10 protein-coding genes are annotated in these 14,635 nt (G+C 65.2%); 6 read left to right on the top strand and 4 right to left on the bottom strand.

Annotated features, from left to right (window positions below; translation table 11 throughout):
- Positions 1-158 precede the first annotated feature (158 nt).
- From G4L39_RS10100 to G4L39_RS10085, 4 genes are all read left to right on the top strand, one after another.
- A complete protein-coding gene (locus tag G4L39_RS10100; protein WP_165107942.1) occupies positions 159-2,837 on the top strand; it encodes a glycosyltransferase in 2,679 nt (892 codons plus the stop codon).
- 188 nt (positions 2,838-3,025) lie between these two features.
- Positions 3,026-5,242 carry an SUMF1/EgtB/PvdO family nonheme iron enzyme gene (locus G4L39_RS14675; RefSeq protein WP_205880937.1) on the top strand — a complete coding sequence of 739 codons (2,217 nt, stop codon included), beginning with the start codon at positions 3,026-3,028 and terminating at the stop codon, positions 5,240-5,242.
- A 92-nt stretch (positions 5,243-5,334) separates the two neighbouring features.
- Positions 5,335-6,666 (top strand): Gfo/Idh/MocA family protein, encoded by a 1,332-nt coding sequence (locus G4L39_RS10090; protein WP_165107941.1) that lies wholly within the window; start codon positions 5,335-5,337, stop codon positions 6,664-6,666.
- Positions 6,667-7,637: 971 nt separating this feature from the next.
- Complete coding sequence (locus G4L39_RS10085; RefSeq protein ID WP_165107940.1) at positions 7,638-7,898, top strand: hypothetical protein; 261 nt, start codon at positions 7,638-7,640, stop codon at positions 7,896-7,898.
- A 236-nt stretch (positions 7,899-8,134) separates the two neighbouring features.
- On the opposite strand, the gene G4L39_RS10080 is transcribed toward G4L39_RS10085, so the two are convergent.
- From G4L39_RS10080 to G4L39_RS10065, 4 genes are read right to left on the bottom strand one after another with little or no spacing between them, the layout of a single operon-like run.
- Positions 8,135-9,841 (bottom strand): RluA/RlmK domain-containing protein, encoded by a 1,707-nt coding sequence (locus G4L39_RS10080; protein WP_165107939.1) that lies wholly within the window; start codon positions 9,839-9,841, stop codon positions 8,135-8,137.
- A 42-nt stretch (positions 9,842-9,883) separates the two neighbouring features.
- Complete coding sequence (locus G4L39_RS10075; protein WP_165107938.1) at positions 9,884-10,564, bottom strand: CAAX prenyl protease-related protein; 681 nt, start codon at positions 10,562-10,564, stop codon at positions 9,884-9,886.
- A 28-nt stretch (positions 10,565-10,592) separates the two neighbouring features.
- Positions 10,593-11,270: a general secretion pathway protein GspB gene (locus tag G4L39_RS10070; RefSeq protein ID WP_165107937.1), complete on the bottom strand. Its 678-nt coding sequence runs from the start codon at positions 11,268-11,270 to the stop codon at positions 10,593-10,595.
- Complete coding sequence (locus G4L39_RS10065; RefSeq protein ID WP_165107936.1) at positions 11,267-12,088, bottom strand: AAA family ATPase; 822 nt, start codon at positions 12,086-12,088, stop codon at positions 11,267-11,269. Before G4L39_RS10065 ends, G4L39_RS10070 begins: the two co-directional genes overlap by 4 nt.
- A 208-nt stretch (positions 12,089-12,296) precedes the next feature.
- On the opposite strand from G4L39_RS10065, the gene G4L39_RS10060 reads away from it, so the two are divergent.
- Both G4L39_RS10060 and pgsA read left to right on the top strand, forming a co-directional pair.
- Complete coding sequence (locus G4L39_RS10060) at positions 12,297-12,479, top strand: hypothetical protein (protein ID WP_165107935.1); 183 nt, start codon at positions 12,297-12,299, stop codon at positions 12,477-12,479.
- A 437-nt stretch (positions 12,480-12,916) separates the two neighbouring features.
- The gene (pgsA, locus tag G4L39_RS10055; RefSeq protein WP_165107934.1) at positions 12,917-13,513 is read left to right on the top strand and encodes a CDP-diacylglycerol--glycerol-3-phosphate 3-phosphatidyltransferase; all 597 of its coding nucleotides are present in this window, start codon (positions 12,917-12,919) and stop codon (positions 13,511-13,513) included.
- Positions 13,514-14,635 lie beyond the last annotated feature (1,122 nt).

The following is a 14,635-nucleotide window of genomic DNA, read 5'->3' as shown; positions in this document are numbered from 1 at the left end:
CCGGACGGTACGGCTGTTGGCCGGATCCGTCGGGACCGGGTCATGGCCCGTGGAGATTCCCTGGAAGCCGGCTTCCCCTTGCTTGCCGTGGGCCGGGCCGGCTTGTTATCCCGAGTTCCGTTGACGAGACGCATTGCGGGATGCGTCCAAGCAGGAGCATGAACAGCGCCAATGCCAGCACCGCGCGGATTCGACCGGACGGAAAGTTCTTCCGGAAGGGGCGCGAGAAGTTTTTCGTTCGCGGCGTCACCTACGGTCCGCTGGCCCCGGACGAGGAGGGTCGGCCTTTTGCCTCCCGCGATGTCACCGCCCGGGACCTGCACCAGATCACCGCGCTGGGCGCCAATGTGGTCCGGCTTTACACACCGCCGCCCGAGTGGTTGCCCGACCTTGCCGGCGAGTTTGGCCTGGCGCTGTGGGTGGACCTGGTGTGGCCTCACCACCTCTGCTTTGACACGCGCGAGACACGGGCAGCCATCCGGCGCCAATTGCGGGAGACCGTCCGGCCCCTGGCCGGTCACCCCGCCATCTTTGCCTGGAACATCGCCAACGAAATTCCGCCGGACATTGTGCGATGGATCGGCCCCGCCCGCGTGCGCCGGTTTCTGGAGGAATTGGTGGAGACGGTGAAGGACGTGGACCCGCAGGCGCTCTGCAGCTATGCCAACTTCCCGCCCACCGAATATCTGCAGCCCCGGAACCTCGATTTTGTCGCCTTCAACGTGTATCTCCACGACCGGCGCGCCTTCCGCAATTACCTGGCCCGGCTCCAGATCCTGGCCGAGGACCGTCCGCTGGTGCTGGCCGAGTGCGGCGTGGACGCCCTGCGGGAAGGCCCGCAACGGCAGGCCGAACTGCTGGAGTGGCAAATCGAAGAGGCGTTTCGCGCCGGGCTGGCCGGCATCACCATCTTCAGTTTCACCGATGACTGGCACCGCGGCGGTGCGCCCGTGCTGGACTGGGCCATGGGGCTGACCACCGCGGATCGGACGCCCAAGCCCGCCTGGCACACGGTCCAACGGCAGTTCCATCGCGCCCCCAGGTTCCCCCTGCCGCGATACCCGCGGGTCTCCGTGGTCGTGGCCGGCTACAATGGCGGGCGCACCCTGCCGGACTGCCTGGAATCCCTCCAGCAACTCCGGTACCCGGACTACGAGGTCATCCTCGTGGACGACGGCTCCACCGACGACACACCGGCCATTGCCGCGCGCTTTCCAGCGGTGCGGCTGCTGCGGCATGAACAAAACCTTGGCCTCTCCGCCGCCCGCAACACCGGGATCGCTGCCGCCACCGGCGAAATCGTGGCCTTCACCGACGCCGATTGTCGCGCCGACGAAGACTGGCTTTACCATCTGGTGTCCGCCCTGTTGGAGAGCGAGGCCGTGGGCGTGGGCGGACCGAACCTGCTGCCGCCCGATGATTCCCCGCTGGCCGCTGCTGTCATGGCCTCCCCCGGCGGCCCGGCCGCGGTCCTTCTCACCGACCGGCTCGCCGAGCACATCCCCGGCTGCAACATGGCCTTCTACAAGTGGGCCCTCGAATCCGTGGGCGGTTTCGATCCCGTGTTTCGCAAGGCCGGCGACGACGTGGACATCTGCTGGCGCCTGTTACAGGCCGGTCACACCCTCGTGTACGCTCCCGCCGCCGTGGTGTGGCATTACCGCCGATCCACCGCGGCCGCCTACCTTCGCCAGCAGGCCGGGTATGGGGAGGCCGAGGCGCTGCTTTTCCGCAAACATCCCGAACAGTTCAATCGCTGGGGCGGCAGCCGCTGGCGCGGTCGGATCTACGGCGCCGGTTACCCGCCGCTGCACCTGGCGCCGCCCATCATCTATCACGGGCCGTTTGGGACGGGTTGGTTCCAGACCCTCTACACGCCGCCGCCGGCCGGCTGGCTGCTGCTCACCACCGCCCTGGAGTTCCATGTGTTGGTCACGCTACCTCTCGGGTTGCTGGGCATCCCCTACCCCGGCCTGCGCTGGTTGGCGGCAGCGGCCCTGGCCACATCCCTGGGCACCTGTGTCCTGGCCGCCAGCCGTGCGCCGCTCCCGGCGGCCCGGGCACGCTGGTGGTCGCGCCCCTTGATCGCACTGCTGTACCTGTTGCAGCCCATCGCACGCGGCCGGGCCCGGTACCGCGGTCGGCTGCCGGGCCGGGTTCGCACGGCCGCAGCTGCGGACTCCCTGGAGGCGGTGGGACTGCGTCGCAGCCCCGTTCGTTTGGACCGCATCGATCTGTGGTCCGAACGGCCGGTGGACCGACCCGGGCTCCTGCAGTCGTTGATGGCCTGGCTACAGGCCCGCGGCTGGTCGCCGCGGCCGGACACCGGTTGGTGCCCGTTCGACTTTGAAGTGGCCCGGCCGCCATGGGTACTCATCCGCGTTGTCTCCGCGCTCGAGGTGTACCCCGGGGGGAAACGGAGGTTCCTGCTCAAACTGAACGCGGTCCCTTCATTGGGTGCCTGGCTCAGCGCCGGTTTCATGGTTCTCGTGGGCGCGGTGTTAGCCGGCCTGGTCCGCGCTCCGGGCGTGGTCACGGCGGCCATGTGTCTTTTGGTGGCCCTGCTGGCGTGGGGAGGTTTTCGCGTACAGGCGCGTCGCGCCCGGAGTCAACTGGCGGTGGCCGTGGACGAGTTTGCCCGCGCTCACGGGTTGGTCCGGCTGCCGTGGATCGGGCAGCGCCGTTGGTTTCAGGGGCTGGTCAGCTTGATCCGGCGACTGTGGAGCCCGAACCCCACCCGCACCGCTGTGCCGGCGGATTCACCCTTCGCACCGCCGGGCCGGTCGGCGGACCGCGCTTCCTCTGATGGACCCGTCGAACCAAACAAGAGCGGATGAATGAATCGTTCCACACACCCGAGCAGGCGTCGCCGGCAGATGCCCGGCGCGTTTGCCGTGGCGGACCACGCCACCGGGCCGTCCGCCCCGTGGCCGGACCGCAGCTGCCCACCCGCACGAACGCCGTCCTGTTGGTCCGGAGGTTTTTTGCTGACTTTTACCAGCACGCCGGTACTTTCATTTGGGTTATGAGTGACCGGATTGGCCGCTTCGTTACGGAAAGCCGCTGCATCCATCGTTTGCCCGCCGGGATTGTTTGCCTGCTTGCCGTTGTGCCATGGCTCCTCAGCCTTGCGGCGCCCCCGAACAGCCGGGCCGCAGAACTCCCGTGGGTATACGAAACCCCGGTGGAGTTCCTCGCGTCCGGCGATTTCGACGGAGACGGGCGCACCGACCTTGTGATCGTGGACAAGTCGAGCGGCAAATGCCGGTTTGCCTACCAGCTCGAGCCCGACCGTTACATCTGGATCGAAGACAACCGGCCCAGCGGGGTCCGCGGTGTCACCGGGGTGACCGTGGGCCGCCTTACCCATACCAACTACGACGCGCTGGCCATCACCTCCGCCGATGCCAACCTGCTGGTGCTGCTCGAGTCGCCTTCACCGCAAATGGGCACCCAACCCCGGGAAATCGTCGTCGAAGTGATGGGCCCCAACGTGGTCCTCGCCTGCGATGTGGGCGGACCGGACAACACCCCGCTGGCCGACCTCCTCCTCGGCAGCATCTACAACAGTCCGGATCCCTACCTTCTGACGGTGCTCCGCAACGATGGACGCAAGCTCAAGACGATTGCCCAGATCACGCTGGAGCAACCGGCTTCCCAACCGAACCGGCTCGCCCTGGGCCCCGACCTGCCCGAAGTGGCCATTGGCATGATGGGCGACCCGCCCACCGAACTGGTCATCGGGCGGTTTGACTCCAATCAACCGGAGCAGATCGGGAACCTTTCCGGCCTGCCTCCGCAGTCGGTCTATCTGGTGGCTCGTCTTCAAACCCGGCCCCTGCCCCACCTCATCCTGTTTCAACCCGGTCAACCGGGCCTTTCCCTGCGGCCGATCACCCATGCCGATCGGTACGCCGTGCAGTTCGGCGCCGAGACCCGGCTGGACTGGACCCGGCCGGTGGACCAGGTCTTCGCCCTGCCCGGACCCGCGCCGCAGAAGCTGCTCATCTTGTCCGGGAAAGGCGAACACGCCGCCCTGGTGCAATTGGACCAGGGCAACACTCTGAAAGTCCTGAAGGAACTCGATCCGGGAAGCGAACGATTCAGCGGGGCGCTGCCGGTTCCCACCGGCGTCTACCTGCTGCTGGCGCCCACCAACGACAAGCCCAGCTGGCGCTACCGTTTCTGCACCGCAACCGGCGAAACCGAGGGCCAGCCCGCCGGCCTGCTGCCCTCCCTGGACGATAGCGACGTCAACACCATCCCCGCCATTTACCAGGCCATCATGGCCAACCTCGACGTCCACACCGAAGCCGAAATGAAACCCTACACCAACACCATCCCGGGCACCCAGGTCCGCTACGTCATGGTCCCCGTGCCCGGCGGCGAGTTCATCATGGGCAGCCGGGATGACGATCCCATGGGCCGGCCCGACGAGCGCCCTGCCCACCGCGTGAAGATTGACCCCTTCTGGATCGGGATGTTCGAAGTCACCTGGAACGAGTTCGAACTCTTCATGTACCCCGAAGACGAGAAACGACTCCGTCAGGAACTCGGGGTGCAAAACCCCACCGATCCCCTGGCCGACGCCGTCGCGCGCCCCTCCAAACCCTATACCGAAATGACCTTCGGCATGGGCAAGGACGGGTACCCGGCCATCAGCATGACTCATCACGCCGCCAACAAGTATTGCCAGTGGCTGAGCGCCAAGACCGGGCATTTTTATCGCCTGCCCACCGAGGCCGAGTGGGAATATGCCTGCCGCGCCGGGACCACCAACCAATGGTCGTTCGGCGATGACCCCAACCTGTTGGACCAGTACGCCTGGTACGAGGACAACAGCGATTTCCGCTACCACAAGGTCGGCACCAAGAAACCCAATCCCTGGGGTCTTTACGACATGCATGGGAACGTGGCCGAATGGTGCCTGGACCAATACGAACCCTACGAAAAACTCCTCGCGCCCGGGACCGACGTCCTGGTCAATCCCTGGAACCGGGCCACCCGACCCTACCCGCATGTCACCCGCGGCGGTTCGTATGACGATCCGGCCTGGCGGTTGCGCAGTGCGGCCCGACGCCCCTCGGATCGGTCCTGGAAAATGCGCGATCCGCAACTGCCCAAATCCATCTGGTGGCTGACCGACGCGCCGTTCGTCGGATTCCGCATCGTGCGACCGCTCAAGGTGCCCCCGCCGGAGGAGATGAAAAAGTACTGGATCAGCGGGACCGAACGCGACTAAACCACGGCCCGGCCATGAAGTGCCCGACCCTTTCCACCGTCCATCCAACAATAGAAACCGCCTCAATGGGCAATCAACCGCAGAAAAGCACTATGAACGAACAACGGTCGCAACCCAACACCCCGGCCGTCAGCCGCCGGGAATTCCTCAAGCAATCCTCACTGGCTGCTGCCGCAGCCGCAGCCACGGTCTCCTTCCCGCACGTGTTGCGGGCGCAGGCCAAACCCACCCTCAATGCCGTCATCATCGGCATGGGGGGCCGCGGCGGCGGCGCCGGCAACGATTTCCTCGAAGCTGCTAAAATCACGGGCGTGCAAGCCCGGATCGTCGCGGTTGCCGACCTGTTCCCGGAACAGGCCCGGCGTGGCCGTGATGCATTCGGATTGCCGGCTGAAAAGTGTTTCAGCGGGTTTGACGCCTACATCAAGGCCCTGGAACAACCCGGCGTCAACTACGCCATCCTCGCGGCCCCGCCCGGCTTCCGGCCCACCCACTTCAAGGCCTGCATCGAACGGGGCGTGCACGTCTTTATGGAGAAGCCCGTGGCGGTGGACGTCCCCGGCTGCCATCTGATGTACAGGATGGGCGAGGAAGCCGACCGCAAAGGGCTCAGGGTCGCCGCCGGCACGCAGCGCCGTCATGAAGCCCCCTACATTGAAACCATCCAGCGCATCTGGGACGGAGTCATCGGTGAAATTACCGCCCTGCGCGCCTACTGGGTCAACGGCGGCCCCATCTGGCACCGGGGCGATCACGGGGCGACCGACCTGGAACGCCAGATCCGCAACTGGTACCACTACATCTGGCTCAGTGGCGACCACATCGTCGAACAACACATGCACAACATCGACGTGTGCAACTGGATCATGAGAGATCACCCCGTGCGCGCCTGGGGCATGGGCGCCCGCCAACAGCTCGGCGACAAATCCGGCGAAATCTGGGACAACTTTGCCGTCGAATTCGAATACGCCAACGGCGTGCGCATGCACAGCTACTGCGGCCAGATCAAACGTTCCTGGAGTTCCGTCAGCGAAGCCGTCGTCGGTACCAGGGGAACCGCCAACCCGGCCGGTTCCATCCGGGTGCATGGCGAACGCCCAATCCGCATCCGACCCGAAAACGCGCGGAATCCCTACGTGCAGGAGCACGTGGACCTCATCCAGGCCATCGTCAACGGCACCGAACTCAACGAAACCAAGAACGTCACCGACAGCACCCTCACCGCCATCATGGGCCGTGAAGCCGCCTACAGCGGCGGGATGGTGCAGTGGGAGGACCTTCTCAAGTCCGAATTCAAGTACGGACCCGACCTCATGTACGAGGATTCTTCGAAGATGACCTTCGGGCCATGGCGCACCCTCAAACCACCCATGCCCAGCATTCACGACATCTTCAAGAATCCGCCGTCGGTCCCCACGGCCTGAAGCCCCGGGGCTGACCTTTCCGACCGGCCCGGCTCGCATCGCTGAGCCGGGCCGTTCTGTTTCAGGGCGCCCCAGCGCTGTCCCCGGTGCTGGCCTACGGCCGGGGCCGAAACCCTGTCCCGATTCTCGACAGCAGGCGACCTGCCGTTGGGCAACCGACCAACGGTTTCCGCCCCCGATCGGGGCGGGCTCTCCGAAAGAAATGATTCACATCCGGCGTTGGCACAGGCTGTGCTGCCTACCGCAAACGTGAAAACGACATTGCACCAAGACAAATCGGTTGCGATGTCCCACGCCGTCCCGGACATTCGAGCTCCGGGACACAACCCCCTCCATACAAGTCCCTCTGCGTGAGGGTGCACGCCCTCCCGCGCGCTTCTGAACTTGGGTTTGGTCGCTGGCGGCCGGCATCAGCCGGCCGCCAGTGATTTTGGGGCCTCCACGGCGCAATCCTGCACAGAACCCCGAGTCCAGATTTGCACATAACGGCAAATTTTTACCACCCATTGCGACCGCACCGGCATATTTTGCACACAGAAAACCTCTCCTACGCCTGGCGCCCACGAGCAGCAAGGGTGCTGCACTATTACCCGGCAATACGCAGGCTTGCCCACTGGCGCGCAGATAACCACCACCCACCCTACTGGTGTCCGACTTCTGACAAGGAATCCGATGCCGACCGCCCGGGGTGCTCCAACCGGGGAGCGGTTAGCAGCCACGAAGGCCCACGCCGTTTTGCGTTCCGACCGATCCGGTCGGGCCCGGGTGGGAATATGGCTCCGCGGTTGTTGCGCTTGCTTGTTCCGGTAGCCTTTTCAGAGCGATTGCCCCTTGGACCGACTGATGTCCGTATGGGAGCAGATTGCCCGGCCCGCTACCGCCGCGGCAGGCCCGGCGGAGTGCGAATCTCCGTACGACCCGTGGTTTTCGGGGTTGCCAAATCGCCTGTTGCGGCGGATGCTGAAACTGCCATGCCGAAAAAGTCGCACAAAGCGATGCTGCTGGGGATCGGCCTGGACAGTGACGGTCATCGTCGCCTGACGGCCGGTCCGAACTTCCTGCTGGCTGGCGGGTCTGCGGAAACGCACGAAGCCATGACCGAGAAGGTGGTGAAGATCATGGAAAAACTCGCTGCCAAGGGAAAGACGTTGGAAAACGTCAGTCGGCAGGAGTTTGACGACATCGCGCACGATGTGGGATTGAAACGAATCCCGCCTCCGGACGCGAATTGAGCAGGTTCCATGCTCGCCAGCAAGGCCGCTTCCTCCCCGAGGATCGGGGGCGTGGCCTTCAATGCGTTTGTATCCCGCTTGACGCATCGGAGAGCAGCGTCCGCAGCAAAGGGACCGTTCTCTCGGGCAGGGCTCATGGGTGCCCGAGGCCTCCGGCTCCACCCAAACCGCCCGGGCCGGGAGCGTCCGGCCATTACCCGACCGTTAATCCCCCGCCGTTGGCTGGAAACGTCCCATCACTCCACCCTGCACCACAGTGTTTTTAGATAACCGGGCTCGTCCCGGTGGATGGGGAAATCCGGCGGTTGAGGAACATACAGGTGTTGGAGGAGGTTCCGCCCGGCGGCCCGGACGGATTCGAACATGACCCGGGTGAAATCCGCCGGCGACCAGTCCTCCTTGTTCGAGGAAACGAACAGCACACCGCCGGGCCGCAACAACGTCACGGCCGCGGTCACCAGTCCTGGCAGATCCTTCTCAACCTGAAAGACACCGGCCGATTTGGAGCGGGAAAAGGTGGGTGGATCGAGCAGGATCAGATCGAACGTGCGTCCCTGGCGTTGCCAGCGGCGGAACCAATCGCGGACATCGCCTTGAAGGAAGTCGTGCGCGGCGGGGTCGAGTCCGTTGTGCAGGAAGTTGCGTCGGCCCCAGTCGAGATACTTTCGGGAAAGGTCCACGCTGGTGACCCGGGCACCGGCCCGGGCCGCGGCGACGGAGAATCCGCAGGTATAGGCGAAGGTGTTCAGAACGGTCCACGGCCCGGTCTGCGGCGTACGGGCGGGATCGCGCAGCCAGAAACCGCGGCCGACGTAGCCGGTAAGGAGCCGGCGCCGGTTGTCGCGTTGGTCCAGGAAAAGTCCCACGGAACCCCCTTCCCGCAGACTCAGTTCAAAGTGCAGTCCATTCTCACGAATCAGGAAGGGTTCTGAAACCGGGACACCATGGACCGGGCCGGGCGCGACCTGGTCCGGCGGCAAATGGGCGGGCCGGCGAGGGTGAGGTTTGTAGTACAGGGCGCGTGCGGGGAATTGGTGCAGGATCCAGGCCCGCGCGGGTTCGGTGAGGGGCCGGTCCGCCGTTGCGAGCAAACAAGGGCCAAGGCGGTCCAAATAAAGGCCGGGCCAACCGTCGGCGGCGCCGTGGACGCATCGGTGGGCGTCCGTAAGATCCGGTTCGATCACGGCCTTGCGCAACCAATGACCGGGCCAGGTCAAAAAGTCAGCGGGCGCGGTGAACCGGATGGGCCGGCCTGTGGCGGGGTGAACCAGTTCCAATTCCTCGGCGTGGAGACAAAGGCGGGCCCAGGGCGTGCCATGGTAGAGGGAGTCGCCGAGGATGGGGATTCCCTCGGCGGCTGCGTGGGTGCGGATCTGGTGGGTCTTGCCGGTTACAGGCCAGGCCCGGCCCTGCCAAATGCGCAGGCTGGCCGGCCAGGCAGTACCCACGGCCCAGGGAACGGTAATCGCCACGGGTTCCGGGTCCATCTCGAAGCGGGTGATGGCGTCGGAGGGGTGCGCCGTCGGGGTGCGGCTGATGCGCCGGGGTCCGGCCCGGTCGAGCGCCGAACGCGTGGTCCAGGCCCGGCGCGGGGCGGGTCGGTCGGTCCAAAACACGTAGCGTTTTTGCACCCTGTGCTGAGTGAACTGTTCGGTGAGGGACCGGTTGGCCAGCTCGGTCTTGCTGAAGACCAGGATGCCACTGGTTTCTTTGTCGAGGCGTTGGACGATGGCCAGCCGGGCCCAGCGCGGTTCGCGGTTGCGGAGCCAGTCGTAAATCCCCTCCCCGGCCCAGGGCGAAGGCGCGTGGGTGTTCCAACCGGCCGGTTTATGGACCACCAACAAATGCTCGTCTTCGTACAGGACACAGGGCGGGCACGCACCGCCGGAGCCGGGTGCGGGGTTGCTTGCCTGCCCATGGTTCTCCGCGGCTGACGTACTCATGGGGCGGGTGTTGCGTGCTGCCGGCGCCGGGGTGAACGGGCTTCACCAGAAGGTCCAGGCGCCGCGCAGCACAATGTAAAGGCCGAGGAGAAAGTTGGTGATGGCGTGGGCGGTCATGGCATCGCCCAGCCGGTTCTTGCGCAGTACAAGCCACTGGTAGAGCAGCCCGCACAGGATCCCGGCAAGCCATTCGTAATGCACAAGGCCGAAGATGAGGGAGGTGACCCCCCACGAGAGCGCGTGGCGATGGTTCAATGGCAGGTTCCAGAAATCGACGCGGATGAACCACCGGTAGAGAAACGACCGGTAGAAGACCTCCTCCAGGGGCGGCACCACAAGACTGGAACCCAGAATGCGCCCAAGAATGAACACCCAGGCCAGGGCGGAATTCTGACCGAAGGTTTCGTGCGGGTTCCACCCCCCTTCGCTGGGTTTGAAAAAGAGGTGGTTCTTTGGGACAAAGGGATCCAGGCCAACCCAGAGCACAAAGACCAACACGCCCACCCCGACGGCTTCCCAACTGAAGGCCCACCGCATCTCCGGCACAAACGGCCGCATTTCCCAAATCAGCCATGCGCCCACGGCCGTTTTGAACAGGTAAATCCAGAACCGGCCCGCGTCACCGAAGAAGTCCTGCGCCGCCGTCAGAATCAAAAACACAAAGAACGGCAGGGCCCGGGCGGTGACGGGCGACCGTTCCAAATGGCGACCCAAAAACCTCATGCGCCCCAGAGTGCCGACCCGGTCCGCTTCATGGAAGTTCCAACACGTTGGTGCGACCGTACCCCGTCACAATCACGCAGCGGGGCTCAATCCGAACGACCGTCCAACCCTGGACGGTTTCCCCCGGCCCCACGCTCCTGTGATTGAGCACGGCCACCGGTCGCTCCGGGTGATAGATAAGCCCCTGGAGTTTCAGGTCCGGTACAGCCAATGGGACAGGCCCCGTGAGTGGGTCCGCCGGCGATGGTTCTGGCTGCCCGGTGGGTGGGGAGGCCGGGGTGGGGGTGGGGGATGGGGCTTCGGGCGCCGCCGACCGGTCCGAGGACGCAGCTGCAACGGGGCCTGGCGGGTTGGCCAGCCCGACCGGTTTATCGGCCCGGGCCGGAACAACGCCCACTCCGGACGCCTCGGTTTGGGGAAGGGCGGGCGCAGGGTTGGACTGCAGTGCAAGCCCGTGGATCACCGCCGCGGCGCCGGCCGTGGCCGCCGCGGCAGGGGTTTGTTCCCGGGCATGCTCACGCCACCAGAAGCCCACCAGAATGAGGCCGGCGCCGAGGCACATGCCCGAGGCGAGCAGGATCCACGGAGCGGGACCCGACCGCGGCACCGGAGCCGGCTGCCAGTCGACCCCGGTTGGGTGGTCTGAGTTCTCACGGGCCCGTTGGACAGCCTGCACGCGTTGAAGGGCGTCGTTGATGAGACTCATACGCGGATGTCTCCCTCAAGTTCGCGGATGGCCCGTCCCACCAGCTTGAAGTCGATCCGATGGGTTTGGTGGACGAAACCGGCAAGCAGGGCCTTGTCGCAGACGGCGTTGACTAGGCGCGGGATGCCGCGGCTGTAACGGTAGACGCGCCAGAGGGCGGGCAGGGTGAAATACGGCGTGCCCCTGGCCCCGGATACGGCCAACCGATGCTGGACGTAACGGATCAATTCGGCGCGGGTCAATGGCCGGAGATGAAAACGGACGGTGATCCGCTGTCGCAACTGGCGCAGGTGAGGTCGGTCGAGGCGATCCCGGAGTTCGGGTTGGCCCATTAACACGATCTGCAGCAGTTTCCGGTCGTGTGTCTCGAGGTTGGACAGCAGACGCACCTGTTCGAGCAACTCATCGGTGAGGTCCTGGGCCTCGTCAATGATGAGGACGGCTTCCCGGCCCTGCGCGGCCAGTTCGAGCAGGTGGCGGTTCAGGGCAGCCAGGGCTTCCAACCGGTCCGCCCCGGGCGGCGTCTCGAGGCCGAACTCGCGGGCCACGGCCCGCATGAGCTGATCCGCGTTCAGCGCCGGATTGAGAATCAGCGCGGTGGCGTAGTGGTCACCATTCAGTTGATCCAGCAGCGCGCGGCAAAGGGTGGTTTTGCCCGCGCCGACTTCGCCGGTCAACTGGACAAAGCCCTTGCGCTCGCGGATGCCGTAGAGCAGGTGGTTGAACGCCTCGCGGTGTTTTGCGCTGAAGAACAGGAACCGCGGGTTCGGCGTCAACTCAAACGGCGGTTCTGTCAGTCCGTAAAACCCGAGATACACACCCTGCGCAGAGCAGCCGCCGTTCCGAGCGGACCCGGCCGATCCCGCACCCGGACCGGATCCCCCGGGGTAACCTGTCCGGACATGTCCAGGAACAGGACAGAGGCTGTCTCGGAACTGGACAACCAGAACGCGGTTGGGCCTTGAAAACGCGCGAAAAACGGCTTCACGGGCCCGTGGCATCGCATGTGCTGACTCCTAAGCCGTGATGGAAATCCTGACCATCTACGCAGGGCTGAGCGGGCTGGCGTGTTTGGTGAGCCTGGTGGCGGCTCACTTTGCGCCAGTCGGCTACGAGGACGAAACCGGATTCCACTACGGCGTTGCGGATCGGCCGTTGTCGCCGGCACAAGGGGCGAATACTGGGCAGGTTTTGCCGCTGCCGGCGTGAATATTTTGCCGGGTTGAAATCCGGCCGGTGTTGTTGGGTTCAGGTTTCGTTCGTTCGCTCGGTTTTCTGGTCCGCCCTCACGGGGGTGGGAAGGCGGGAAACCAGGTAACCCCTGTCGGGTTCGATTCCTTCTGAATCGCCGCTGATTATCCGCGTGTCTCAGCGGGCCGTCTGCACCCGACAGGGGTTTTCTTTTTCAGGGGTCGCGGGGGAACCGGGCAGTGGAGGTGCGAAGTCTCCCGGGGTCAACTGCCCTGGCGGCGGATTCAATACGGCCCCGGGCTTCCGTGGAACCGGTCGCTCCGGGCGGGTTTGACCGGAGCGGGTCTCGCTTCGGGATGGGTTTGAAACGGTCGCGCCCGAGGCTGGACCCGGGTTTCTCCAAGTGCAGGTTCCGGGCTTGCCCCCGGGGGCGGAGTTGCGAACCATCCGGTGCGATGAATCTGGCGAACAGGCTCACCGCGTCGCGTCTGGCCCTGACGGTGTTGCTGGTGGTGTTGTTGCTGGGGCGACCGCCGTTCGGGGACACGGCGGCGCTGGTGCTGTTTATCGCCGCGGCGGTGACGGATTTCTTTGACGGCCGGATCGCCCGCGACCGCGGTCAGATCACGGCGTTTGGCGTTCTGATGGACCCGCTCGTGGACAAGGTGCTGGTGTGTGCGGTGTTCATTGCCCTGGTGGAACGGGGTCGGCTGGATACGCAATGGCCGGTGCAGGTGCATGCATGGATGGCCATTGTGGTGGTGGTGCGGGAGCTGGCGATTACGGGACTGCGGCTTCTGGCGGCGTCGCGACAACTCGTGTTGGCGGCAGAACGGTACGGCAAACACAAGACCTCCAGCCAGATGGTGGCGGTGGTGGCGTTGCTGTTGTTGCTGGCCACGCGGGAATGGCCCGAGGGTTTGGCCGGGTTGTTCCGGCCGTGGCTGCCGGTGGTGGCGTGGGGACTGTTGTGGGTGGCGGTGGTGCTGACGTTGTGGAGCGGCGCGTTGTACCTCTGGCGGAACCGGCAACTGTATCTGGAACAAATCTGACCCGTTACGGACCGCATGGGCGCACGCCGCCCCTGCAGGCTCGGACCCGGGAGGCAGACCCGGGTTGAGCCCCACCATCAGGGCCTCTGGAACCCGGCACGGATGCGCCGGAAGTCCGTTGATGTGGGCGCGTGAGGCGGGTCCGGTCACCCGGCACGGGACAGGGCCCGTTTTGGGCGGGGGCTTCCCGGTTGTTTGGGGGCTCGAGGGCCCTTGTGCGCCAAAAAGTAACTTTTACCCGGCGCGGGGCGGGCGGGAAGCCCGTTGCGCCAAAATAGCTGTTACCCTGTTGATCCCCACATTGGAAACCAAGGAAGCCAACGCTCGCGGGCGCTCGGCCCGGCTTTGCTCCCGCTGTCGGCGCAGTTTTTTTGATCCCAGTTTCCCGCGCCTTCAAGCCGCTCCATGTCGCCGGGCTTCGATCGCCCTCTTCTGCGGCTCCATGTCCCGAGCCAGTTGGAAGGGGTTGAGCGTGGCATGCAGGGCTTGCAAGGGGGGCCCTGGCTTGCGGGCTGACTTCCGCCGCCGCCAGCACCCGCGCATTGGGCGTCTGCGCCGCCCCCGTCGTCGCTTCGGCTCCAGCTTGAGGGTCGGCAGGCAGTGGTGGATCAGGTGCCCCGGCGCGCCGGCGCACACGGCGTTGATCAGCGGGGTGACCGCTGGCGGCCTTGCGGTGGTGGCCCAACAAGCTGACCGCTGGGTCGAGCAGTTGACGTTTGTAGAGGCTGCCGGCCCGGGCGTGGGCACGCCGCAGTTTGGCCAGCACTTCGCGTTTGGTTTGTTGGCTCATTTCGGTGTTGATGGCGGGTAACAGTTACTTTTGGCGCAACGACCCGTTTCGACAAAGGCGTCCTCTCCGCCCGGGTAACAATCTTTCTCGCTCAGATTGCCCCGATCGGAAAACGAACACCGCTTGTCCTCGTCCGGTCAGAGTCGCCAGCTCAAAGTGCCGCCAGCCCAGGTCCCCTGCCAACGAAGCAAACCGAAACGCCCAAGGGATTTTTGTTGACGTTATTGCCTCCGGCAGTCACAGTACGGAAGGCCATGACGCGCGGACGCCAAATCTCTGGCTTTGGCCATCCCGCTTTGACCCAGCATTGCCTGCATGACCGGGCCAAGGTC

The organism is Limisphaera ngatamarikiensis (genome assembly GCF_011044775.1).
Classification (GTDB): Bacteria; Verrucomicrobiota; Verrucomicrobiia; order Limisphaerales; family Limisphaeraceae; genus Limisphaera; species Limisphaera ngatamarikiensis.
Note: the sequence above shows the minus strand (reverse complement) of the source record. Positions and strands in the feature narration are given on the sequence as shown.

What these genes read in the sequence shown, in the direction of transcription:
- G4L39_RS10100 (WP_165107942.1), top strand. Translation starts at nt 159, where the DNA reads ATGAACAGCGCCAATGCCAGCACCGCGCGGATTCGACCGGACGGAAAG.
- G4L39_RS14675 (WP_205880937.1), top strand. Translation starts at nt 3,026, where the DNA reads ATGAGTGACCGGATTGGCCGCTTCGTTACGGAAAGCCGCTGCATCCAT.
- G4L39_RS10090 (WP_165107941.1), top strand. Translation starts at nt 5,335, where the DNA reads ATGAACGAACAACGGTCGCAACCCAACACCCCGGCCGTCAGCCGCCGG.
- G4L39_RS10085 (WP_165107940.1), top strand. Translation starts at nt 7,638, where the DNA reads ATGCCGAAAAAGTCGCACAAAGCGATGCTGCTGGGGATCGGCCTGGAC.
- G4L39_RS10080 (WP_165107939.1), bottom strand. Translation starts at nt 9,841, where the DNA reads ATGAGTACGTCAGCCGCGGAGAACCATGGGCAGGCAAGCAACCCCGCA.
- G4L39_RS10075 (WP_165107938.1), bottom strand. Translation starts at nt 10,564, where the DNA reads ATGAGGTTTTTGGGTCGCCATTTGGAACGGTCGCCCGTCACCGCCCGG.
- G4L39_RS10070 (WP_165107937.1), bottom strand. Translation starts at nt 11,270, where the DNA reads ATGAGTCTCATCAACGACGCCCTTCAACGCGTGCAGGCTGTCCAACGG.
- G4L39_RS10060 (WP_165107935.1), top strand. Translation starts at nt 12,297, where the DNA reads ATGGAAATCCTGACCATCTACGCAGGGCTGAGCGGGCTGGCGTGTTTG.
- pgsA (WP_165107934.1), top strand. Translation starts at nt 12,917, where the DNA reads ATGAATCTGGCGAACAGGCTCACCGCGTCGCGTCTGGCCCTGACGGTG.